Source organism: Veillonella parvula (assembly GCF_047241225.1).
Taxonomy (GTDB): Bacteria; Bacillota; Negativicutes; order Veillonellales; family Veillonellaceae; genus Veillonella; species Veillonella parvula_O.
The window spans coordinates 183,238-207,479 of record NZ_JBKTIE010000001.1 but is presented as its reverse complement, the minus strand read 5'-3'; the positions used below and the strand labels follow the sequence as shown (position 1 = coordinate 207,479).

Annotated in this window: 17 protein-coding genes and 1 other RNA gene; all 18 read right to left on the bottom strand. The window is 40.2% G+C overall.

The window, feature by feature from the left end; all coding sequences use genetic code 11:
- Positions 1-89 precede the first annotated feature (89 nt).
- Complete coding sequence (gene rny, locus ACLRYO_RS00935; protein ID WP_004696400.1) at positions 90-1,691, bottom strand: ribonuclease Y; 1,602 nt, start codon at positions 1,689-1,691, stop codon at positions 90-92.
- 118 nt (positions 1,692-1,809) lie between these two features.
- Complete coding sequence (locus ACLRYO_RS00930; protein ID WP_004696402.1) at positions 1,810-2,253, bottom strand: regulatory protein RecX; 444 nt, start codon at positions 2,251-2,253, stop codon at positions 1,810-1,812.
- A 2-nt stretch (positions 2,254-2,255) separates the two neighbouring features.
- Positions 2,256-3,296 carry a recombinase RecA gene (gene recA / locus ACLRYO_RS00925; protein WP_004696404.1) on the bottom strand — a complete coding sequence of 347 codons (1,041 nt, stop codon included), beginning with the start codon at positions 3,294-3,296 and terminating at the stop codon, positions 2,256-2,258.
- Positions 3,297-3,300: 4 nt separating this feature from the next.
- Positions 3,301-4,548: a competence/damage-inducible protein A gene (locus tag ACLRYO_RS00920; RefSeq protein WP_278606692.1), complete on the bottom strand. Its 1,248-nt coding sequence runs from the start codon at positions 4,546-4,548 to the stop codon at positions 3,301-3,303.
- A 37-nt stretch (positions 4,549-4,585) separates the two neighbouring features.
- A complete protein-coding gene (gene rimO / locus ACLRYO_RS00915) occupies positions 4,586-5,932 on the bottom strand; it encodes a 30S ribosomal protein S12 methylthiotransferase RimO (protein ID WP_278606691.1) in 1,347 nt (448 codons plus the stop codon).
- A gap of 59 nt (positions 5,933-5,991) precedes the next feature.
- Positions 5,992-7,029 carry an ABC transporter substrate-binding protein gene (locus tag ACLRYO_RS00910; RefSeq protein WP_012864574.1) on the bottom strand — a complete coding sequence of 346 codons (1,038 nt, stop codon included), beginning with the start codon at positions 7,027-7,029 and terminating at the stop codon, positions 5,992-5,994.
- A 62-nt stretch (positions 7,030-7,091) separates the two neighbouring features.
- On the bottom strand, positions 7,092-9,032 hold the full coding sequence (locus tag ACLRYO_RS00905; protein ID WP_278606690.1) for a YgiQ family radical SAM protein: 1,941 nt from the start codon (positions 9,030-9,032) through the stop codon (positions 7,092-7,094).
- Positions 9,033-9,071: 39 nt separating this feature from the next.
- Positions 9,072-9,524, bottom strand: coding sequence for a helix-turn-helix domain-containing protein (locus ACLRYO_RS00900; RefSeq protein WP_278606689.1), 453 nt, complete (start codon positions 9,522-9,524; stop codon positions 9,072-9,074).
- A 49-nt stretch (positions 9,525-9,573) separates the two neighbouring features.
- Positions 9,574-12,318, bottom strand: coding sequence for an FtsK/SpoIIIE family DNA translocase (locus ACLRYO_RS00895; protein WP_278606688.1), 2,745 nt, complete (start codon positions 12,316-12,318; stop codon positions 9,574-9,576).
- Between the two features lie 82 nt (positions 12,319-12,400).
- Positions 12,401-13,702, bottom strand: coding sequence for a replication-associated recombination protein A (locus tag ACLRYO_RS00890; RefSeq protein ID WP_278606687.1), 1,302 nt, complete (start codon positions 13,700-13,702; stop codon positions 12,401-12,403).
- Positions 13,703-13,937: 235 nt separating this feature from the next.
- Positions 13,938-14,108, bottom strand: a non-coding RNA gene (gene ssrS, locus ACLRYO_RS00885) — 6S RNA.
- 80 nt (positions 14,109-14,188) lie between these two features.
- Complete coding sequence (gene aspS / locus ACLRYO_RS00880) at positions 14,189-15,994, bottom strand: aspartate--tRNA ligase (RefSeq protein ID WP_278457603.1); 1,806 nt, start codon at positions 15,992-15,994, stop codon at positions 14,189-14,191.
- A gap of 8 nt (positions 15,995-16,002) precedes the next feature.
- Positions 16,003-17,274, bottom strand: coding sequence for a histidine--tRNA ligase (hisS, locus tag ACLRYO_RS00875; RefSeq protein WP_012864578.1), 1,272 nt, complete (start codon positions 17,272-17,274; stop codon positions 16,003-16,005).
- Positions 17,274-18,701, bottom strand: coding sequence for a coproporphyrinogen dehydrogenase HemZ (hemZ, locus tag ACLRYO_RS00870; RefSeq protein WP_278622172.1), 1,428 nt, complete (start codon positions 18,699-18,701; stop codon positions 17,274-17,276). The genes hisS and hemZ overlap by 1 nt, the downstream gene beginning before the upstream one ends.
- A complete protein-coding gene (locus tag ACLRYO_RS00865) occupies positions 18,694-19,182 on the bottom strand; it encodes a Fur family transcriptional regulator (RefSeq protein ID WP_008601380.1) in 489 nt (162 codons plus the stop codon). The genes hemZ and ACLRYO_RS00865 overlap by 8 nt, the downstream gene beginning before the upstream one ends.
- Before the next feature lie 40 nt (positions 19,183-19,222).
- Entirely contained in the window at positions 19,223-19,858 is a 636-nt protein-coding gene (locus ACLRYO_RS00860) for an MBL fold metallo-hydrolase (RefSeq protein WP_413084619.1), read from the bottom strand.
- The gene (locus tag ACLRYO_RS00855) at positions 19,858-22,098 is read right to left on the bottom strand and encodes a RelA/SpoT family protein (RefSeq protein ID WP_413084618.1); all 2,241 of its coding nucleotides are present in this window, start codon (positions 22,096-22,098) and stop codon (positions 19,858-19,860) included. The genes ACLRYO_RS00860 and ACLRYO_RS00855 overlap by 1 nt, the downstream gene beginning before the upstream one ends.
- Positions 22,099-22,109: 11 nt before the next feature.
- Positions 22,110-24,092, bottom strand: coding sequence for a single-stranded-DNA-specific exonuclease RecJ (gene recJ / locus ACLRYO_RS00850; protein WP_287531249.1), 1,983 nt, complete (start codon positions 24,090-24,092; stop codon positions 22,110-22,112).
- Positions 24,093-24,242 lie beyond the last annotated feature (150 nt).

Here is a 24,242-nt window from a genome sequence, read left to right as displayed (position 1 = left end):
CCGTATATAGCAATATATAATTACCGAAACTTTGATAACAATAGGCTGCAATGAAAACATTGCAGCCTATACTTATCGCTTATAGCATATTATTTTGCGTAATCCACAACGCGAGTTTCACGAATAATTACGACCTTAATTTGGCCTGGATATTCAAGTTCTGACTCGATGCGTTTTACGATATTCCGAACAAGTAATGTAGACTCAGCTTCATCAATCTTATCCGGTTTTACTACAACGCGAATCTCACGACCGGCTTGAATAGCAAAACATTTTTCAACGCCTTCGAAGGATTCAGCGATTTCTTCCAATTTAGATAAACGTTTTAAGTAGTTTTCTAATGTTTCTCGACGTGCTCCTGGACGGGCAGCGGAGATAGCATCAGCGGCAGCTACTAATACAGCTTCTACAGTTTGGAACTCTTCATCACCATGATGAGCACCAATACAGTTAATTACTGCTGCACTTTCACGATATTTACGAGCCACATCAACACCGATTTGAACATGAGAACCTTCAAGTTCACGGTCTAATGCTTTACCAATATCATGAATTAAACCACCTCGTTTAGCCAAAGTTACATCACAGCCTAGTTCAGCTGCCATTAAACCTGCTAAATGAGATACTTCAATGGAATGTTTCAATACGTTTTGACCATAACTAGTACGATATTTCAAACGGCCTAAAATCTTAACAATTTCAGGATGTAAGCCATGAACATCAGCTTCAAATGTCGCTTGTTCACCAGCCTCTTTAATAGTTTGGTCCACCTCTTTACGAGCTTTACCAACCATTTCTTCAATACGAGCTGGATGGATACGACCATCTACAATCAATTTTTCCAGCGCAATACGAGCCACTTCACGACGAATTGGATCGAAGCCGGAAAGAATAACTGCTTCTGGTGTGTCATCGATAATCAAATCAATACCTGTTAATGTTTCGAGTGCACGAATGTTACGGCCCTCACGACCGATAATGCGCCCCTTCATTTCATCATTAGGCAATGCCACTACGGATACGGTAGTTTCCGCTACATGGTCAGCTGCACAACGTTGGATAGCAGAGGAGATAATTTCTTTCGCTTTTTTCTCCGCTTCATCCTTAGCTTGCTGCTCCATTTCCTTAACCATAATCGCCGTTTCATGACGGATTTCTTGTTCCACATTCGTTAACAAGATATTTTTTGCTTCTTCGAACGTCATGCCAGAAATACGTTCTAATTCTGCCATTTGTTTTTCATACAAAGCTTCTACCTTTTCACGGCTTTGGGCTAAGTCAGCTTCTTTGCGATGTAAAGCTTCCTCTTTGTGCTCAATATTGTCTAATTTTTTATCCAAAGATTCTTCTTTTTGAAGAATACGACGTTCCATACGTTGAAGTTCAGAACGACGATCTTTATTTTCTCGTTCTACATCAGAACGGAGCTTATGAATTTCTTCTTTCGCTTCTAATAAAGCTTCTTTCTTTTTAGACTCAGCTGTGCGTTCACCATTTGCAATGATGCGAGCAGCCTCTTGTTCAGCTTGATTCAGTTTTCCTTCAGCAATATTTTTTCTTAAAAAATAGCCTACCCCTAGTCCAATCAGTACCATTACCACTGCAATTAGACTATACTCTAAAATTTCTTTCACCTCCTTTTTATTTCTCAAAATTGAGCTTTCATGCTCCTTTTTATGCCCTTTATGCATTAAATTATCAATTAGCCATATCATCATATAAATAAATAAGGCTATTATTAATTTTAGACTTCAAAGCCCTTTCTGTCAAGATTTTACAAGCCTACCAAGGCCTCTCAAAAAGCAGAATTTATTCATAAAAATCATTGCATACAACTTGAATTGTGCTTGTTGAGAACCCCCTGTATTTGAGAAAACTAAAAACTTTTACCCGAGGAGTCTTCTCTTCATTGAGAATAGATCCAAATTTTTTTTCTACCACCCGATAAGCAGCTTTTACCTCATCATAAGCAGAAATTTCTTGAGGAATCGCAAGTCCTCGAAGTTTCATTTTTTGCTTAATCATATAAGCACCGTATTTCTGTTCTTTCATCAAATAGGCTAATACCTGCTCAGATAAACGTTCATCATTAATGTAATCATAATCTTTAAGGCGCTCAAGGACCCTCTCAATGATAGGGTCCTCGAATTGTTTACGTCTCATTTTCTGCGTCAGCTCATAAGAACTAAGGAAGCGCTGAGCTAGGAAGCGATACGCTTGATCCATAGCAGCTTGCATCGTTTCGTCACTCATGATTATACTTCTTCAGTTACTTCTTCACCGATTACATCGATTTCTTCAGTGCCAACAGCCAATGTATCACGAATAATGCGATCGATTTCATCAGCTATTTGTGGATTCTCTAACAAGTATTGTTTAGCCGCTTCCTTACCTTGCCCCATACGTTCCCCATTATAGGAGTACCAAGCACCAGATTTATTAATAATTTCCATATTTGTACCAATATCAATAAGTGTGCCAGTTTTAGAGATACCTTCGCCATACATCAAATCAAATTCAGCTGTCTTAAATGGAGGTGCCACCTTATTTTTGACAACTTTGACTTTTGTTCGAGCGCCAACATTTTCGTTGTTTGCTTTAATTAATTCCCCTTTACGAACATCAAGTCGTACGGAAGAATAGAATTTCAACGCACGACCACCAGTCGTTGTTTCAGGATTACCGAACATAACACCTACTTTTTCACGCAATTGGTTGATGAAGATAACAACTGTTTTGGATTTACTGATGATACCAGTCAATTTGCGCAAAGCTTTACTCATCAAACGAGCTTGTAAGCCTACGTGAGCATCGCCCATTTCGCCATCGATTTCCGCTTTAGGAACCAACGCCGCTACGGAGTCAACTACAACAATATCTACTGCACCACTGCGAACAAGAGCTTCTGTAATTTCTAGAGCTTGTTCTCCATTATCTGGTTGAGAAATCAACAAATTATTAATGTCTACCCCCAAGTTGCGAGCATATACAGGATCCATCGCATGTTCCGCATCAATAAATGCTGCAATACCACCTTGTTTTTGAGCTTCTGCTACAGCGTGAAGAGCCACTGTTGTTTTACCAGAAGATTCTGGACCGTAAATTTCAATTACACGGCCACGAGGAAAACCACCTACACCAACAGCAATATCGATAGCTAGAGAACCAGAGGAAATCACCTCTACATTCATGCGATCTGCCGCCTCACCAAGACGCATAATAGCACCTTTACCAAAATCTTTTTCAATTTGTTTTAATGCGTTATCCAACGCTGCTTGTCTACCATCTACAGCCATTATTTTATTTCCCCTTTTCTGTTATATAAGTATAAATATAGTAAAGTGCTAGCTCTGCTGCACTTTGTCTAATATCTTCTCGATTGCCAATTAAATTAGCTTTATGGGCTACCGTACCATGTGGACCAGTAACACCAAACCATACAAGACCAACAGGCTTTTCTAGCGTACCGCCTCCAGGACCAGCTATGCCTGTCGTAGAAACAGCATATGTTGTTTGACCAACAATTCGTGCTCCCTCTGCCATAGCCTTAGCCACTTGCTCACTAACAGCACCATACGCATCTAGCATATCTTGTGGTACACCTAAAACACGATGTTTCACATCATTACTATACGAGATGACACCGCCCATATAGTACTCACTACTACCACTGACATTAGTAAGAAGCTTGCCAACCAATCCTGATGTACAAGATTCAGCAGTACTAATAGTGCTATGTTCCTCTAGCAAGGTACGGCCTAGTGTTTCTTCCATAGAAATTGTTAAGTCGCGTCCTACGCGAGAACCTAAACGCTCTCGTATGATAGCATCCCAAGGATTTAATAGTTCTTGCGCCGCTTCTAATGTTTCAGCCTTAGCAGTGATACGAACCTCAATGTAGCCCTTTTTAATAAGCAAAGCGATCGTCGGATTAGATTGCTTCTTAATGAGATCCATCAAGGTGCTTTCTAAATCAATTTCACGAATATCATATACACCATAACGATAAGATGTAACAACCCCTTGAGAACCAAATCGACCATTTAAATAAGGAACTACGCTCTCTTGAAACATTCCCTTCATTTCTCCAGGAGGTCCAGGTAGAAGTATGTATGTAGTGTCACCATCTTCAACGACGACACCTGGTGCAACTCCAACAGGGTTATATAATACCTTCGCCCCTTCTGGTAATTGTGCCTCTCGCCGACTCGCATCAGGTATAGTACGGTTTACACTTTTAAAGAACCTTTCAAGCTCATTCATGGCCTCTTGATTAAACACAATAGGTCTACCAATTGAATCGGCAAGTACATTACGTGTAATATCGCCCTGCGTAGGTCCTAACCCACCAGTACTAATAACGATATCAGCCCTTGTACTAGCGAGCTGAAAGACTTCAGCCATTCGTTTCGGATTATCACCTACCACTGATTGATGGGCAATGGTATATCCTAGTTTATTCAACTCTTGTGCCAGCCATGATACATTCGTATTTACTGTATCACCTAGCAATAATTCTGAACCTGTAGAGATAAGTTCTACAATCATCAGATCACCTCCACAATCGAATATATCGGACTGTGTATTATTCTACAACTGTAGCTACTACATCATAAGCAAAGCCTTGCTCTACTTGTACCTTAAGAATATCACCAGGTTGAATGTCTTCACCGCAGTCTTCAATGTACATATTACCATCTACATCAGGTGCTTGAGATTTCAATCGACCTTTTGCAAGCAATGTGTTATTCTCGCCTTCTTCGATTTCCTCTACCATTGCATAATCAATGGTACCTTCTAAATCGCAATTGTTCTCTTCAGAGATAGCAGCTTGGATGGACATAAGAACGTGATAACGCTCTTCTTTGACCTCTTCTGGTATTTGGTCTTCACGAGCACCCGCTGGTGTACCAGCCTCTTGAGAATATGTAAATACGCCCATGTTATCAAATTTGATTTCTTTTACAAAGTCACAAAGTTCCTCAAATTGTTCATCTGTTTCACCAGGAAATCCAACGATGATAGAGGTGCGCAATGTAATATGAGTCGGTGCATTTCTAATTTTCTTAAGCAAACGCTCAATATCATTACGATCGTCTCGACGATTCATTTGTTTCAAGATATCGTTATTAACATGTTGCAATGGAATATCTACATATTTACAAAGCTTTGGCTCATTAACGATAATATCTAACAATTCATCAGAAAAGAATGTCGGATATAGGTATAGCATGCGAATCCATTCTATGCCCTCTACAGTTGTTAATTCTTTTAACAATGTAGTCAACATTGGTTTACCATCATTAAGGTCAATACCATAACTTGTTGTATCTTGAGCGATAAGAACAATTTCCTTAACCCCTGTCGCAGCCAATCGTTCCACTTCAGCCTTGATAGACTCGATAGTCCGACTACGGAATGCACCGCGTACCTTTGGAATAATACAGAATGTACACCCGTTATTACAGCCTTCTGCAATTTTAACATATGCACTATAACGAGGTGTTGTTTGAATACGAGGCATGCGCTCATCATAGATATTCGTAATATTTTCCATTATACAACTACGATTGCCGTGCTCAATAGCATCAACGGCTACCATAACTTGATCCCATGCACCGGTACCGATTAATGCATCAATTTCAGGAATTTCTTGGAATAATTCATCCTGATATTGTTGGCTAAGACAACCTGCTACGATAAGGCCCTTACAAGCACCATCTTTTTTATATTGAGCAACCTCAAGGATGGTATTAATAGACTCAGCCTTAGCTTTCTCAATAAAAGTACAGGTATTTACAACGATAAGATCTGCTTCGCTTAGGTCCTCTGTAATCGAATAGCCATTATCTCGCAATAAGCCTAACATTACCTCTGTATCTACTAAATTTTTAGCACAACCTAGGCTAACATATCCTAATTTTTTCCCCATTCCATATCCTTTCGTCACTAGATTCTTTTTTATTTATTTCTTGGATTTATACAACTGACTTAGTCCTTACGGAATCGTACCTGGCTAACCCAATGATTTAACAATAACTTTTTACCTTCTAGGGTATAACCACCATTCACAGGCCATAACACTAAATCATGCCCTATAGAATCTTTTGGCTCATCCATCTCAGGATTAGTAAATATATAGGTAAAATTCTTTTCTACCATATATTTCGCCGTTTTAGAAGATAGTAACCAATTAATAAACTCTACACTATCTGCTTTATGTTTTGAATTTTTTAAAACGGCAGCACCAGTCACATAATAAGACGTACCATCTTTAGGATAAATGATTTTAATTGGATACCCATGATGACTATATTGCGCCGCATCAGACAAGTTACCAATACCAATATTTGTCTCCCCTAGCGCAGTTAAGCGTATTGGAGTAGACAAAAATTTAGCATGTTGAACCACATGAGGCTTCAAACTATACAAGTATTCAAGAGCCTCTGGTTCCCCTTTGTACTCTACCATATTGTATAGCAAATTGGCCGCATTCTGAGATGCTACAAAATCAGTCATAACGATAGACCAATCACCTTGTTTTCCCAATGTTTCCCATGTAGTAATATATTTACCAATGCCATTATGGAAGGTATCATTCTGAACAAATACGATTGGATCGTACCAGAGACCAACCCAATAGCCATTTGGATCCTTTAGATTATCACGTACCTCGTCAATACGTTCATTGACGATGGGCATATATTTACCTGCATTGGCACCAACTACGAGATTATCTTCAGAAGTTAGCACCAAATCACCAGAAGTATCAGCCACGGTAGAAGCCGACCGTAGCGACATTTGTTCCTCTGTAAGAGGCATTACAGTAACTTTTACCTTTTGTTCCTCTTCATAACGCTCAGCAAGCATAGCTGTCAAAGTATTAGGTAAGTCCGTATAGACTATAATTTCACCACGAATAGGCTCTTTGGCCTGTTCTATTTGTTCTTGTTGGTAAAAGTTTATACCATAAATCAACATTCCTACCACAAATAATGCTAAGATGCTCGGAGCAATCCATCGTTTCATATATGCCTCCCATAAGACATAAAGTATCTTAAAATGAGAGTAGCTAGAGCTACTCTCTAGGTTTAACGACCACCAAAACTTTTATTAGATGTACGAACTTTAGTCACATCTCTACTACGCCTTTTGGCAGTCCGGCATTGATTCCTAGGTTCGCAATCTCGTTTGCCATTACGGAATTTACTAGATTGGCTAATACGCTTAGAATTTCCACTAATTGGGCGCGGTGGAATTAAGCATTCCGGGCCAAAGCCAATTAAATCACGTCGATTGGCTTCTATGAGAGCCTCTTTAACAAGATCATAGTTTTCAATATTTTTAAACTGCATCAAAGCGCGTTGTTTTGCTTTATCTCGCCCCTTTTTAGCAACATAAACAGGCTTTCCATCTAGTGGATTTATGCCCGTATAATACATGCAAGTAGAAAGACTACCCGGTGTAGGGATAAAATCCTGTACTTGCTCAGGGTACATATGGTGGTCTCGTAAAAATTCCGCCAATTCAATAGCATCCTCTAACGCACAACCTGGATGAGAGCTCATAAAGTACGGAACTAAATATTGCTTCTTACCAAGCTTTTTATTCGCCTCTTCAAACCAAGACTTAAAGGTTAGAAATTCTTCCTTACCAGCTTTTCCCATCATATTGGTAACGCGTTTAGATACATGTTCTGGGGCTACCTTTAACTGACCACTTACGTGAAACTCACAAAGCTCCCGCACAAAGTCTTTATTGTTATCGGCTAGTACATAATCATAGCGCAAACCGGAACGAACAAAAACCTTTTTTACACCTTTTAGCTTACGTAGTTTACGCAGTAAAGCAATATAATCATCGTGATTTGTATTCAAGTTTTCACAAGGCTCTGGAGCCGCACAAGTCCGCCCTTTACAAGCACCATAAACAGCCTGTTTATCACAAGCCAGATGGCGGAAATTTGCCGTAGGACCACCTACATCGTGGATATATCCCTTGAAGTTATCCATGTTGATCATCTTGTGTGCTTCGTCAATCAAAGACTCATGGCTACGATTTTGAATAATACGACCTTGGTGATTCGTGATGGCACAGAAAGAACAACTGCCAAAACAGCCACGTTGGCTTACAAGGCTAAACTGAACCTCGCTTAACGCTGGTACACCACCCTTATCATCGTATTTAGGATGCCACTTTCGGGTATATGGCAAGTTATAGACACCATCCATTTCGTCCTGCGTCAATGGTAAAGCAGGTGTGTTCTGAATGAGATATCTATCCCCATGTTTTTGGACTACAATACGACCATAGAACGGGTCTTGTTCATCGTATTGAATGCGAAATGCATCGGCAAAGTCCATCTTATCCGCCTTAATAGCTTCATAGGATGGGCACTCTACATAGTCGATGGTTGGAATTTCCTTTGCCATGTAGCAAATACCGCGTATAGACGGCAAGGACTCTTTAAATCGTCCTTGATCTAAGGCATCGGCTAGTTCAATGATTTGAAGCTCTCCCATACCATAGACGAGTACATCTGCCTTAGAATCTACTAAGATGGAGCGACGTACCGTATCTGACCAATAATCATAATGACCAAAGCGGCGCAAGGACGCTTCTATACCACCGATGATAAGAGGTACATCACTATAAGCCTCCTTCATGCGGTTGGCATATACCAAGGTAGCACGATCCGGACGATGCCCTGATTCACCACCGGGAGAATAATCATCTTGACGGCGAATTTTCTTTGCTGCCGTAAATTTATTGAGCATTGAGTCTAGATTCCCTGCCGTAACAAGGGATGCTAGACGCGGTTTACCTAGTTTTTTGAAAGCCTCTACATCATTCCAATCTGGTTGATCTATAATGCCTACACGATAGCCTTTGGATTCCAAGTATCTACCGATAACCGCAGGAGCAAAGGACGGATGGTCCACATAGGCGTCCCCACTGATGAGAACGAAATCTAATTCGGCCCAACCACGTTCCTTCATATCCGAAGGTTCTGTTACTAAAAATCTATCCATTGACTGTGTAAATGCCTTTCTATCATTCCTAATCAATCATTAGAAAATGAATAACCATAGTAAAAATAATGCCATACAAAATAGAATGATTCCCAAAATAATGCGTTCTTGTACAATAGAGCGTTGACGTTTTCGTTGACGCGTTTCTAAAGACATACGCTTTTTAGATGTTTGGTATTCAACGAACTCACTTTGTACCAAATTAGGAGTCGTTTGAGCCTTCCGTCTCGTAACAGAACGCAAGGAAAAAGTATCTATGTCACCTACTTGTCCTTGATATACTTTTACCAAGCGATCCCCATCAAGATCTAAGTAGTTGCCATAGTTTCGAATAAAGCCTTTTACGTAGACTTGACCAGGAATGATATCATAGTTGCCATCTTCGATAGCTTCTAAATAGGTTGTTTTAATGTGCAGCACTTGCTCCACATCTTTAAAGGTCAGATTACGTCTTACCCGTTCACGTCGTAATTCTTCGCCTAATTCAGCCATTTTCGTTCCTTTCTAAGTCTACGTAATATTTCATATAGTAATTAGCTCATTATTGCTCATCATTAGAATCGGAGAAATATCTAGCCTTAGCTTGTTCAGGGCTCATTAAAATTTCTCGAGCCTTACTGCCCATGCTAGGGCCAACGATTTTAAGGTCTTCCATTGTATCTACAAGACGTGCCGCACGGGTATAACCTATACGGAAACGACGTTGCAACATCGATACGGAAGCTTGACCAGATTCCATAACGAGATTAACAGCTCGCTCTAATAATTCATCGCGGTAAACATCATTAGCATCAGAAGATTCTTTTTCAGCTTCCTTTTCCACTTCTTGAGTTACCGTATTATCATATTCTGGTTCTCGTTGAGCTTTTACAAACTCTACAAGTTTTTCTACCTCATCATCAGAAATGAAGGCCCCTTGTACACGAATAGGTTTATTCGCACCAATTGGAGCAAATAACATATCACCTTTCCCCAATAGTTTCTCTGCCCCTGCCATATCAAGAATGGTACGGGAATCAATTTGAGAGCCTACAGCAAAGGAAATACGGCTCGGTACATTAGCCTTAATAGAACCAGTAATAACGTTAACAGATGGTCGCTGTGTAGCAAGAACCATGTGAATACCTGCGGCACGAGCCATTTGTGCTAAACGACTAATAGATTCTTCAATATCATCAGGAGCCGTCATCATAAGGTCAGCTAACTCATCGATAATCAACACGATTAACGGCATAGCAGCCTTAGGATGCGCTTCATTATAGCTCTTGATATCGCGTTTACCAGATGCAGCAAACGCCTTATAACGAGCCTCCATTTCACGAACGGCCCAACGCAATACAGCTGCCGCTTTTTTCATATCCGTTACAACCGGAGCCATCAAGTGAGGAATTCCGTTGTAAATAGACAATTCAACCATTTTAGGGTCGATTAATAATAACTTAACCTCTTCCGGTTTACGACTAAAGAGAATACTAGAAATCAATGTATTTACACATACGGATTTACCAGATCCAGTCGTACCAGCTACGAGCAAGTGAGGCATCTTCGCAAGATCCGTAATAACAGGTTTCCCTGCAATATCCTTACCAAGACCGACAGGAATACCACCACGAGCATCTTTAAAGTCACTACAATCAAGTACATCACGTAAATGAACGGCTTCTGTCGTTTTATTAGGCACCTCGATACCGATGGCAGATTTACCTGGAATCGGAGCCTCCATACGGATATGTTGCGCTGCTAAATTGAGGGCAATATCATCTGTTAAGTTAACGATACGACTCACTTTCACGCCTGGTGCAGGTTCAATTTCATAGCGCGTAACAGTTGGACCTTGTGTAGCATTAACAACCTTAGCAGTAATACCAAAGTCACTCAATACATGTTCAAGCATCATCGCATTTTGCGCTACTTCTTCACCATTGTTTTGACTTCCCTTCCCTTTCGCCAAAATATCTAGGCTTGGGAAGTGGTACGGTCTATCATAGGAACGATGAATTTGGCCATCTTTAGATACAGCTACTTGTGCCGTATCTTCTGTAGTACTAATAATGGACGGTACTTGTAAGCCCATGCCGGATATACCGGCCCCAGCACTTACGGAACTTGCAGCCGCACCCGTTCCTGGCACAACAGAAGCGATAGCACCATGATTAGTTTCCAATGGACCCATCGTTGTATTTTGATAGGAGAATTCTGGTTCTTCGTCATCAGAGTTTGCTGCAGTTCCAAACTCATCCGTATATTCTTCATCTGGTGTATATGCATAGTCCTCATCGGGAACATATACATAATCATCACTCGTAGTTCTATGTGTATCAGAGAATTGTTCAAAGTCATCAGCTTCATAAGACTTAGCATCACCAGATGCTTCAGAAATATTAGCCAATTGCTCAGCCGCACGATTACGTGCTTCTATCTCAGCCAATTCCTTCCAAGATGTAGGAGGTTTTGGCGACTCCACAGTAGTAACTGTATCTTCAAGAGTATCAACATCTACAGTCGTGCTAGAGTCAAAGAGATCTCTTCCAGTAGCGATGCCTTGTTTTTCCAATGTATCTAATGCTTGATCTGCTGCGTCAGCAAAGCGTGTGTCTTTTTCCCTGTTATAAGCTTTACGCTGTTCTGCCGCTTCTTTACGCTGTTCATTCCAGTCATCAAAAACTTCTTTTGCAACAGCGACCTTCTCAGCAGCTACCTCTTTAGCTACATCTAGACCAACTTGCGTTTTGTCCGCAGCCTTTTGTAATCCACTGCGCAAAGATAAACGTGTCACAAGAAGACCAAAAGCTATGAGTAAGAATACATCAAGAATAATAGCCCCTAAGTTGCCTAATAGTGTACGAAGAAATGTAGCAATTGCCCCACCTACGACACCACCTTGATTAACCAGTTGTGTAGTAATGAGTTCCTGCCCCTCAGGAACGCGCCACAAAGGAACAAGAGCTAACAAAAATAGGAAAAACAAGGTCATTACAACGCCTCGTTTTGTAATGGAAATAAATGTATCCTTATATAATAATCTCCAACCTAACCAGAAAACGCATAAACAAGGAATGATACCGCCTAGCCCAAAGCCATAACGGAATACACCTGTTAAAATCTGCCCTACAAGGCCGAGTTCAAAGCCGAAAAAGCCGAGAAAGGAAATCACAGCAAAGGCAATGACAATAAGACCTTTCACTTCGCTGCGCAAAGAAAAGCTTTGAGACTTTGATTGCTGTTTTGTACTTGTTCGCTTACGGCGTGTGGTGCGTCTTTTGGTGGAAGTATTTTCTTCTGCCATAAATCTATACAAACCCCTTACTTATATAACATTACAGTAAATTAACTTATCATTATATTATAGCATATATCGTAATTTTAAGTTAATTTTTACTACGTTTCTCCCAGTCGTGAAGTAACTGTTCCTCAGTCCCTCTCTTTATACCCTTATAGTAAGTTGCATCGACTAGAGGCGTTGGTAAATACTGCTGTTTTACATACCCATTAGAATAGTTATGAGCATACTTATAAGCTTTTCCATGACCTAATTTACTAGCCCCGCTATAGTGACTATCTTTCAAATGATCAGGTACTTGTCCACAATCCTTATGTCGCACATCAGATATAGCTGCATCAATAGCTACATAAGCAGAATTACTTTTAGGTGCAAGAGCAACATAACACGCAGCTTCGGATAATATAATACGCGCCTCAGGAAAGCCTACCATATGAGCCGCTTGAGCCGCTGCATTGGCGAGTATAAGAGCTTGTGGATCCGCAAGGCCAACATCCTCTGCTGCACAAATAACAATACGACGAGCAATGAAATTAGGATCCTCTCCAGCTTCAATCATACGCGCTAAATAATGTACCGTTGCTTGCACATCAGAACCACGCATACTTTTAATAAAAGCTGAAATTGTATCGTAATGACTATCGCCTTTTTTATCATATGTATATATGCGACGACCTACGACCTTTTCGAGAACCTCAATAGTAATCGTTCCCTCATCGGAAACCATAGCTGCGGCTTGTTCAAGAATATTAAGGGCCATACGTCCATCACCATTGACGAAAATCCCCACATCTTCCAAAACTTCATCTGTTACCTGCAGATGACGCTTGCCAAGGCCTACCGCTTCATCAGTAATGGCGCGACGTAAAATTTGACCAATAGCCTTTGGAGTAAGTGCTTCTAATGTAATAAGACGCAAACGAGACAAAAGTGGTCTATTAACTTCAAAGAACGGATTCTCTGTAGTAGCACCAATAAGGATGATAGTTCCATCCTCTACACAGGGTAACAACACATCTTGTTGGCTTTTATTAAAGCGATGAATTTCATCAAGGAATAGAATTGTTCGTTGCTGTAAAGAACGAACCCGTTTACGAGCGTCTTCAATGATGGTTCTCAACTCACCAATACCAGCGTTAGTAGCATTCAGGTTTACAAAATGACTATTGCTCACCTTAGCTATGATTCCGGCTAACGTCGTCTTACCTGTTCCACAAGGCCCATAAAAAAGCATAGATGGTATTGTATCCTTCTCTACCATAGCACGCAAGAAAGTCCCCTTCCCTATGGCCTTCTCTTGACCATATAAATGATCCAGTTTAGTAGGACGCATTCGTACAGGAAGTGGCTCGTATGTATTTGTAGGTGTCATATCAAATAAACTATCCATTCTATCACCTCAATTCGCACCCAGTTTAACTATCGTATTTTAATATCTATAACTATTCAATCAAAAAACAATGTCTTACTCGTCATAAAAGCCCAATGACGTCAGTAACTTGGTATCACTAATAATATTTATAAGACATTTATGACATTTAGGACTTTTAAAACTTTAAAAAATTTTAGTTCTTACAAAAGATATATTTATAGTATATGATATTTCAGTCTATTTTTACACGCAAAAAAGCCCCACCATGCCGTAATGTACCGCGTTTTGATCCTGCAAGGGCAGGTGGGTGTCCTCCTCATCCTGCAATTGTCCCGTAAGGGCATAACGTTCAGACGAGAGTCAGACTCCCAAAGTAAATGTGTTGGCTCAAAACTGCGATATCACACGCACATGGCAGGGATATCTTATACTTAAATAGTATCAGAAAGATTGGCAATTAACAAGTCTTGACATTTCGATTTCAATCAATTCTTGCCTATGTTTTTACACTAAAGATTGCTCTTGTTCTTCTTCTACATCTGGTTTAATATGCAACTCTTTTAATTGCTTAGGTTCTACTTCAGATGGAGCTTGGCTCATGATATCAGAAGCAGATTGAGTTTTAGGGAATGCGATTACGTCGCGGATAGATTGACGTTTTGCCATCAACATAACAAGACGATCAAGGCCAAATGCACAGCCTGCATGAGGAGGTGCACCGTATTGGAATGCATCAAGCATGAAGCCAAATTTAGATCTTGCTTCTTCAATAGACAAACCAATTGCTTTGAATACTTTTTCTTGTACGTCAGCTTGGTAGATACGCAAGGAACCGCCACCGATTTCTACGCCATTCAATACCATGTCGTAAGCAATCGCTTTTACACTGCCAGGATCGGATTCTAATTTATCAAGATCCTCATGGCGTGGCATTGTAAACGGATGATGCATTGCAACATAACGTTTTTCGTCTTCGTTATATTCGAACATAGGGAAATCAGTTACCCATGTGAATGCCAATTTATCTTGGTCAATCATGTTCATACGGCGTGCCATTTCAAGGCGTAATTCGCCTAATGCACGTGCCACAGTTGCAGGTTTATCAGCAATCATCAATACAAGGTCGCCACCTTTAGCGCCCATTTTTTCACCAATATTGCGGATTGTATCTTCACCTAAGAACTTCATGATTTGAGACTTAATAGAACCATCTTCATTGAAGCAAGCCCACGCAAGGCCTTTAGCGCCGTAACGGTTTACATACTCAACAAGATCATCAAGTTCACGGCGAGGAATGCCAGCGTCACCAGGCACAACGATACCTTTAACTACGCCACCATTGTCGATAACAGAGCGGAAGACTTTGAATTCTGTATCTTTTACAAGATCAGTTACATCAGTAAACGCCATACCAAAACGAAGATCCGGCTTATCAGAGCCGTATTTATCCATTGCTTCGTCCCATGTAATACGAGACATAGGCAAAGAAATTTCTTTACCTAATGCAGTTTTAAATATATGAGCAATCATCTCTTCAAGCAATGCATATATATCTTCTTCATCAACAAAGGACATTTCTAAGTCGAGCTGAGTGAACTCAGGTTGACGGTCTGCGCGCAAATCTTCATCGCGGAAGCAACGAACGATTTGAAAATATTTTTCATAACCAGCAACCATCAAGATTTGTTTAAAGATTTGTGGAGATTGTGGCAATGCGTAGAATGTACCAGCATTTACACGGGAAGGCACTAGATAGTCACGAGCGCCCTCTGGCGTAGATTTAGTAAGCATTGGAGTTTCAATTTCCAAGAAATCGCGGCTATCAAAAAAGTCGCGCATTGCTTTTGTTACCTTGTGACGTAAAATCAAGTTACGTTGCATTTCAGGACGACGCAAATCAAGGTAACGATATTTCAAACGAATATTTTCATCTACATCGATATCATCTTGAATATAGAAAGGAGGAGTTTTAGCGGAGTTCAATACGCGCAACTCTTCACAGAACATTTCGTATGCACCTGTAGGAAGGTTAGGATTAATAGCAGAATCATCACGTTTTGTAATAGTTCCACGCACGCAAAGCACATATTCATTACGAACATCCTCTGCTTTGTGGAACGATTCTACGTTGTGATCTGGGGATGCCACTACTTGTACTACGCCAGAACGATCGCGTAAATCTAAGAATATCAAACCACCATGGTCACGACGGCGTTCAACCCAACCACATAATACGACCTCTTTACCTACCTCTTGTTCAGAGATGGTGCCACAACCGTGCGTACGGTGTAAGCCTTGCATTGTTTCCATTCTAATTGTCATCCTTTCACCAAAGAAGTTATACGTTCAGCCACTGTATCAAGAGATACAGTCTCTTGTTCACTAGTATCCATGAATCGAATTATGGCTTCTTTACGAACCAATTCATCATCACCCAATATAATAACATATTTCGCATTAATTTTGTTAGCGTATTTTAATTGTGCCTTCATACTTTTGCCCTGCCCGTCCATTTCAACAGGAATATCAAGACTGCGAAGTTTTTGGCAAATTTTGAAAGCCTCTACCTTAGCCGCATCACCAAGAGCTACTACGAATGCAGATGGTTCTACAGTTGGTTCAGGCAATAGGTTTTGTTTTTCAAGAGCTAATAATAAGCGCTCCATGCCCATAGCAAAACCGATAGCTGGGGTATGCGGTCCATCGAGCTCTTCTACGAGACCATCGTAACGACCACCACCGGCTACGGCACTTTGAGCACCTAAAGGAGTATATTGTACCTCAAAAGCTGTTTTTGTATAGTAATCAAGGCCACGTACGAGACGAGGATTTAAAGTATATTGCACATTAGCAGCTGTTAAATAAGTCTTTAATTCTTCAAAGTGATCATGACACTCTTCACATAAATGTTCGTGAATTTCAGGAGCACCTATGGACAAGGATTTACATGTTTCATTTTTACAATCCAGTATACGCAAAGGGTTTTTGTACAAACGTTCTTGGCAGTCGCTACATAATTGTTCCTTTTTAGGTTCAAAGAAAGCGATTAATTTTTCACGATATACAGGACGACATGTCGGACAACCTACGGAATTTACCTCTACATTGAGATCTTTAAGTCCAAAATCTTTTAACAACTGCACAACCATGCAGATAACTTCGCTATCCACTACTGGAGATTGAGAGCCTAATACCTCAGCACCAAATTGGTGAAATTGACGGTAACGGCCTGCTTGCGGTTTATCATGACGGAACATAGGGCCCATATAATACCATTTGGTGAGACCTTCTTTACCATATACTTTATTTTCTAAGTATGCGCGCACAGCAGACGCCGTATTTTCAGGGCGTAAGGTAAAGCTAGAACCACCGTCATCTCCGGTGGTAAAGGTGTACATCTCTTTTTGTACTACATCTGTAGTTTCACCGATACCTCGCAAAAATAATTTAGTTTCTTCAAAGGCAGGTGTGCGAATTTCATTGAAGCCGTATACTTTACAAATTTCGCGCATACGTTGTTCAATATAGTGCCAATTTATCATCTGTTCTGGCAAAAAGTCTTGTGTACCTCTTGGTTTTCTTATAGCCATTACACAACCTCCCAAAATCTTTCACAAATTTTATGTCGTTTCTCTAAAAGTGCATCTATCGTTACGTGATAAACATCTACGTCTTTTGGCATATGCTGTTTAAGCTGACGATATTCAGGGGCTCGCATCCACTTAGACGAGCTACCGGGCCCCATGGATAGAATACTTTGGCGTTCTTCCATGATTTGAATATTGTATTCGCATGCTTTGCCAGGCAAGGTATAGCCGATATTCTCTAACTGCCCTCTCATATATTGTTGGCGATATAAATAATATGGCACATAACCAGCCGCTTCAAGACGCTCTTTACCATATTGTACCATTTCCGCTACGAGATTTTCTTCAGGAATATCATCTTCCATATGTAAATCGTACAACGGGCTACCACGTTTTAATGCTAACGTATGAATTGTAACATTTCCCGGCAGATTTTGACATACATAATCCATATTCTCTATCATGTTTGACATCGTTTGGTTAGGCAAGCCTGCGATAAAATCCATATTTACGGCTAATGATGTATTGTTTTTTACATATTGTAAAAGTTCATCAACATCCCGTACGCTATGACCGCGTCCAATGCGACGCAAAATATCATCTTGCATCGTTTGCGGGTTAATGCTAATGCGATTCACACCTAGCTCAAGCATGGAACGTAGCTTAGTAGGATTAACAGAATCTGGCCGCCCCGCTTCTAAGGTAAACTCATGTCCTTCTGGCACAAGTATAGACAACAGTTTTAGGACTTGGTGAAAGTCTTCATCCTCTAGCACTGTTGGAGTGCCGCCGCCCATATAGAGAGTATCTACTGTTAGATTATAGGAATCAACAATAGATTTCATATCTTCTATATCACGGTTTAAAGCCCTTAGAAATTGACTTTTACCAGCATAATCCTGGTAGAGACCATATGGAAACGAACAATATACGCAACGCGTATCGCAGAAAGGAATACCACAATAGAGACTTACCTTTTTATCGTCTGTATCAGATAGAAACGGACGTTGATATTCGCCAATGGCCCCCAAAGTAGCAAGCTTTTCCATAGACACAGAAAACTCGTCCCGAATGTGACGAGTTGCTGCGTGGACAGAGCCATATGTATCTATATATTTATGTAGTAGCTTTGTAGGGCGCACACCTACCATGGTTCCCCATGGAGCCTCAGCAGGTAAGCCTTGATATTCACGCAAATAGCGCAACAAGGCTTGTCCAATTTGACGACGCCCCATAGAGGAAACAGGGCCTTCAAAAATCTGAACTGTATCACCAATAGTAACAGTTAATGTGTACTTCCCTTCCACTTCATGCGCTTCAAGGATAACCTCTGGATGTACCTTATCAGAAAATAGTCCCGCCGCGCCACAGTTATGAGCTACTACGGAGCCAAGTGGTAATGGACCCGTATATAGATATCCATTAACCATGATGGGACATACGCTCAAGCTTTTCTAATTCTGCTTCAGTCATATGATTTTGACAATCACTACAGTAACCATATACTTTCAATTGATGATCAATGGTACGGAAGTTCAATTTCTTAGCGATGATAGACTCCAATGTTTCAAGCATGTCATCTTCAAACTCGGATACTTTACCACATTTTACGCAAATCAAATGATGATGGAAATGAGCGAACTCTTCGTCATTTAATTCATAACGATTACGGCCATCACCAAAATCAAGACGTTTTAACAAATCAAGTTCTGTGAAGAGATCAAGAGTTCTGTAAATTGTTGCCAACCCGATATCAGGTGCCACCTCTTTTACAAGAACATATACATCTTCAGCACTCAAATGATTTTCTTCAGCATCGATAAATGCTTGCAAGATTGTTTGACGTTGTGTGGTCAATTTGTACTTTTTGTCTTTAATGCGTTCTTTTAATTTTTCTAATGTTGTGTTCATGATAAAATTCCCCCGACTGTAAAAAATAATTCGTTTAAACCTACTGACCAACGAATGGGTTGTATTGTTTTTCATACCCTATATTTGTTTCCGGTCCATGACCAGGATACACCATTGTATTATCAGGCAATGTATAAAGCTGAGTCTTAATAGATGATATCAGTGTCTCATAAGAACCATTTGGAAAATCTGTACGGCCTACGGAATCTCTGAATAGAGTATCCCCTACAAACACAAGACCTTCCATGTAATAGCACACACCTCCTGGCGTATGACCTGGTGTTTCAAGCACCTCAAGATCGATATCACCACATATAATGTGATCACCTTGTTTAACCTCGATGATTTCCGCTTTTACCATAATTGGCGTTGGATTGCTATAAGCACTAAGATTAAGTTCAGGATCAGATAAATACGGTACATCGCCCTTATGAATATATACAGGTACGTGATAGGTATTCACAATCTCTTGAATACCACCAATATGATCTCCATGACCATGTGTCAGTACAACCGCCTTAGGCTTTAAGTCATGTTTTTTTAGCGCATCTAGTACTTCAGCTGTTGCAGGATCGATAATGAAAGCTTCACCTATCACTTTATCACCGATAACATAGCAATTTGTTCCTAGTGGACCTAAAGGCATGCGCATAAGCACTAATTGTTGTTCGCTCATTAAGCCCCTCCTTTACTACGTTGAACAGTATACACTTCACGAATACGACGCAATTTAGTCATTACGAAATCTAGTTGCGAAATATCCCGGATATCAACCACCAAATTGATGCTTACATTTTTTGTATCTTCTTGAACCTTAGCATTGATGTTAGTAATGGTGATTTTCAATTCTGAAAGCACCGCCATAACCTCCATGAGAATACCAGCTCGATCATAAGCTTGAATATCAATGCCTACGTGGAAAGATTCGCCAGAAGAACCGTCCCAAGAGACTTCTATCATCCGCTCTAAGTCTTCAGGAGAATGTCCCATGCTAGGGCAATCACAACGGTGAATAGAAACACCACGACCACGGGTTATGTAACCTATAATATCATCACCAGGTACAGGATTACAGCATTTTGCCATACGCACCATCACACCAGCTTCACCTTTTACGAGAACACCAGTGCCATTTTTAGTTTTCTTTTGTCCTTGAGATTTTAATTTCTCAATAATTTGCTCTGTACTGCGCTTAGATTCCTCTACCTCTTTAGACTTTTTATAAAGTTCAATTAAACGCAAGAGAACAGTGCTTACAGGAATGCCACCATAGCCACAGGCTGCAAACATTTCCTCTTCTGTACCGGCTTTAAGTTGTTTCGTTACATGTTGTAAACGGTTGTCTGCACATAATTCTTTCCAATTATGATTCAGTCGTTTCGCTTCTTTTTCAAGAGAGTCTAAACCTTTTTCAATATTTTCAGCTTTATTTTCACGCTTGAACCAATTGCGAATTTTACTCTTACTTTCAGAAGAACCTACGATATTCAACCAATCAAGGCTAGGACGACCTGTTTTGGATGTGATGATATCAACAATATCACCATTTTGCAAGGTATAATCCAACGGCACAATTTTGCCGTTTACCTTAGCGCCTACACAATGATGACCTACATCGGTATGAACTCGATAGGCAAAGTCAAGCGGTACAGAGCCTATTGGCAACTTAACAACGTCACCCTTTGGCGTGAATACAAATACCTCACCAGAGAAAACGTCCAATTTTAAAGCGTTAACGAGTTCCGTTGGATTACTAGTATCTTGCCATTCAAGAACCTGGCGTAGCCATGCAACCTTTTGATCAAATTCTTTATCGCCGTTTTTATTTCCTTCTTTATATCGCCAGTGAGCAGCCACACCATATTCAGATACGCGGTGCATTTCCCAAGTACGAATTTGAATCTCTACCGGTTGCCCCATCGTGCCGATAACGGTTGTATGTAAAGATTGATACATATTAGACTTCGGCATGGAAATATAATCTTTGAACCGATAAGGCAATGGCTTCCACAAGCTATGTGCAATGCCAAGTACCGCATAACAATCAGGAATGCTATCAACGATTACACGAACGGCAAGCAAATCATAAATTTGAGACAAATCGCGGTTGTCCTTTTTCATCTTCTTATAAATACTGTAGAAATGTTTTGGACGACCTTTGATATCCGCCTTGATATGAGCTTCGCTTAAAGCCTTTGTAAGTTGACTCATCGTATCATTAACGATGTCTTCCCGGACTTGACGTTTTTGTTTCATTTGATCAACTAGATCATAGTATTTTTCCGGCTCTAAATAACGGAAGGATAAATCTTCCAACTCCCATTTCACATTGAAGATACCGAGACGATGTGCCAAAGGTGCAAAGATTTCTAGGGTTTCCTTAGCAATACGTTTTTGTTTGTCACTACGCATATGCTTTAATGTGCGCATGTTGTGTAAGCGGTCACCCAATTTAATAACTACGACACGTACATCCTTCGCCATGGCTAAAATCATCTTTCGATAGTTTTCCATTTGGCGATCTTCTTTTGTTTCATATTGGAATTGGTTTAATTTTGTTACCCCATCAACAAGGAATGCTACTTCAGAGCCAAACATCTCCTCTAGGTCTTCCTTCGAATAAGATGTATCTTCAACCACATCATGCATAAGAGCTGCCATAAGTGTAATATGGTCGATTTGTAAATGTGCCAAAATATCTGCTACAGCTAGAGGATGCATGATATACGGCTCACCGGAAGCTCTAAACTGACCTTCGTGAGCCTTATCAGCAAGCTCAAAAGCTTTCAATACTTGGTCACACTCATCATCTGTTAAATACGTATGGATATACTCCATAAACTCAGCTAAGGCTTTACTTTTATCAAATGTACTTTGTCCCACCAAAGCTTTGCCTTCTTCATTTACAGTTGTCATGATGTCACCTCCTATACACTATAAGTAAGGAATGTTACGGATGTGACAAGATCTAATTTTCCTTCAATGGCATTCCATCTAAGCATTAATTGACCATCATCACTTGTATATTCTTCAACAATGCCCAATTCTTTAAATACATCAATAGATGTTAGAGCACTGCGATTATTCTGATCCGCCGGCTTACGGCGCAATATATCTTGTTCTACATTATAAACCGATTGACTACGACCTCGCATGGACTGTTTTATTATGACATACATTTGTCTAAGCCCTTCTGTAGAAAGCTTAATCGGCTCTTCAGTCAATGGTTCAATAGCTTGAATCATGAGCTGCGGAGAAACCATGCCTTGCCATTCATTCTTTTGCAAGGAGAATGCCACTTTTACCACAGTTCCCACGAAGATAAATTTAAATAAGTCTGGACGATTCCAAGCTATAGCATCTAATGTACCATTCGAAGTTTCAAATATTATCTTACAATGATTTTTTAATTGGCCCATGAGCATAATATCTTGCACGGTAGCTTCCATAATAGCAAAGACTGGCGTGCTATTGGCCATCCCATAAGGTTCAAGGTCTGATACCCGGTCAATGATATCGACATCGATATCATCAACAGGTAGTTCCGCATCAATAGCAACCACAGGAATATATTCCTCTTCTGTAATAACTGCTTTGCAATACTTGGTTAACCGTTCTCGTAACTCATCAATACGATTTGCATCGATGCTAAAGCCTGCTGCCGCAGCATGCCCGCCAAACTGTAGCAAGATATCCTCGCAAGATTTTAATGCATCATATATGTTAAAGCCATCTATACTACGGCACGAGCCTTTACCAACGCCATCATGAATGCTGATAACTAAGGTTGGTTTGTAAAACTCCTCTACTAGACGAGAGGCAACAATACCAATAACACCGGGATGCCACTCTTCGCCGGCCACAATGGTTACATAATCAGCTTTATGTCCTTGATTAGCTACATCTATACGAGCCAACTCGTGAATATTTCGTTCTAGCTCTTGTCGTTCACGATTCGTTTCGTTTAATTCCTCTGCAATTGCCTCTGCTATATCCTCGCCATCGGTCACAAGTAGTTCGACAGCACGCGTTGCATGCGTTACGCGCCCCGCTGCATTAAGGCGAGGTGCTAAGGTAAAACCAATATGTCCAGATGTAATAGTTCGTTCATGGAGTCCAGCTACATCAATAAGCTTTTTAATCCCTAAATTAGGTTCCCTATTCATCTTCTCAAGGCCAGATTTCACAATGATGCGATTCTCACCGACCAAAGGTACTACATCGGCTACAGTGCCAAGTGCAACGATATCTAAATCATCTAAGTACCATTCTCCGTGCTTTGTAAGCCACAAGGCCTGGCATAATTTGAAAGCAACCCCTACGCCAGATAAGTTTTTATCCTTATAAGGACAGTCCTTTTGCTTATGATTTATAACGGCCTTGGCTCGTGGAATCATATCAGGAGCCGTATGATGATCCGTAATAATCATATCGATACGGTCTCGTACAGCCTCTACAATATCGTAAGAGCTAATGCCGCAATCGACGGTAATGACTAAAGCTGTTCCCCGTTCAATAAGGTGCTCTAAAGCCTCTAAATTGAGGCCATACCCTTCACTTTGACGTTCTGGTATGTAATAGGTAACATCGGCACCTAATTTCTTTAAAAATCGATAAAGTACTGATGTTGCAGTAATACCATCTACATCATAATCACCATAAATGACGATTGGTTTGTGACTTTCAATTGTTTCCAGAACTAGTGAAACAGCCACATCCATATCTTTTAATGTAAATGGATCTAACAAATCTGACAAAGTACCTTGTAAAAACTGACGACCTTCGTCTACATCAATGTGACGATTCACCATTAATTTAGCCACAATAGGGTTTACACCAAGTTCACGGATTAAGATATTCTCTTTCTCTTGATCACCTTTACAAAGGCGCCAACGTTTTTTCTTAATCATCATATCCCTCAGTAGTTTATAATCAATATTATTCTTGAATTCAACGTATTATCATTATCATTTTTATTTATTATACCTTAAAATGCAAATAAAATAAACTATTTTATATATTTTATTCTCATTTAAAGCTTGCTATTTTCTCAACAAGAA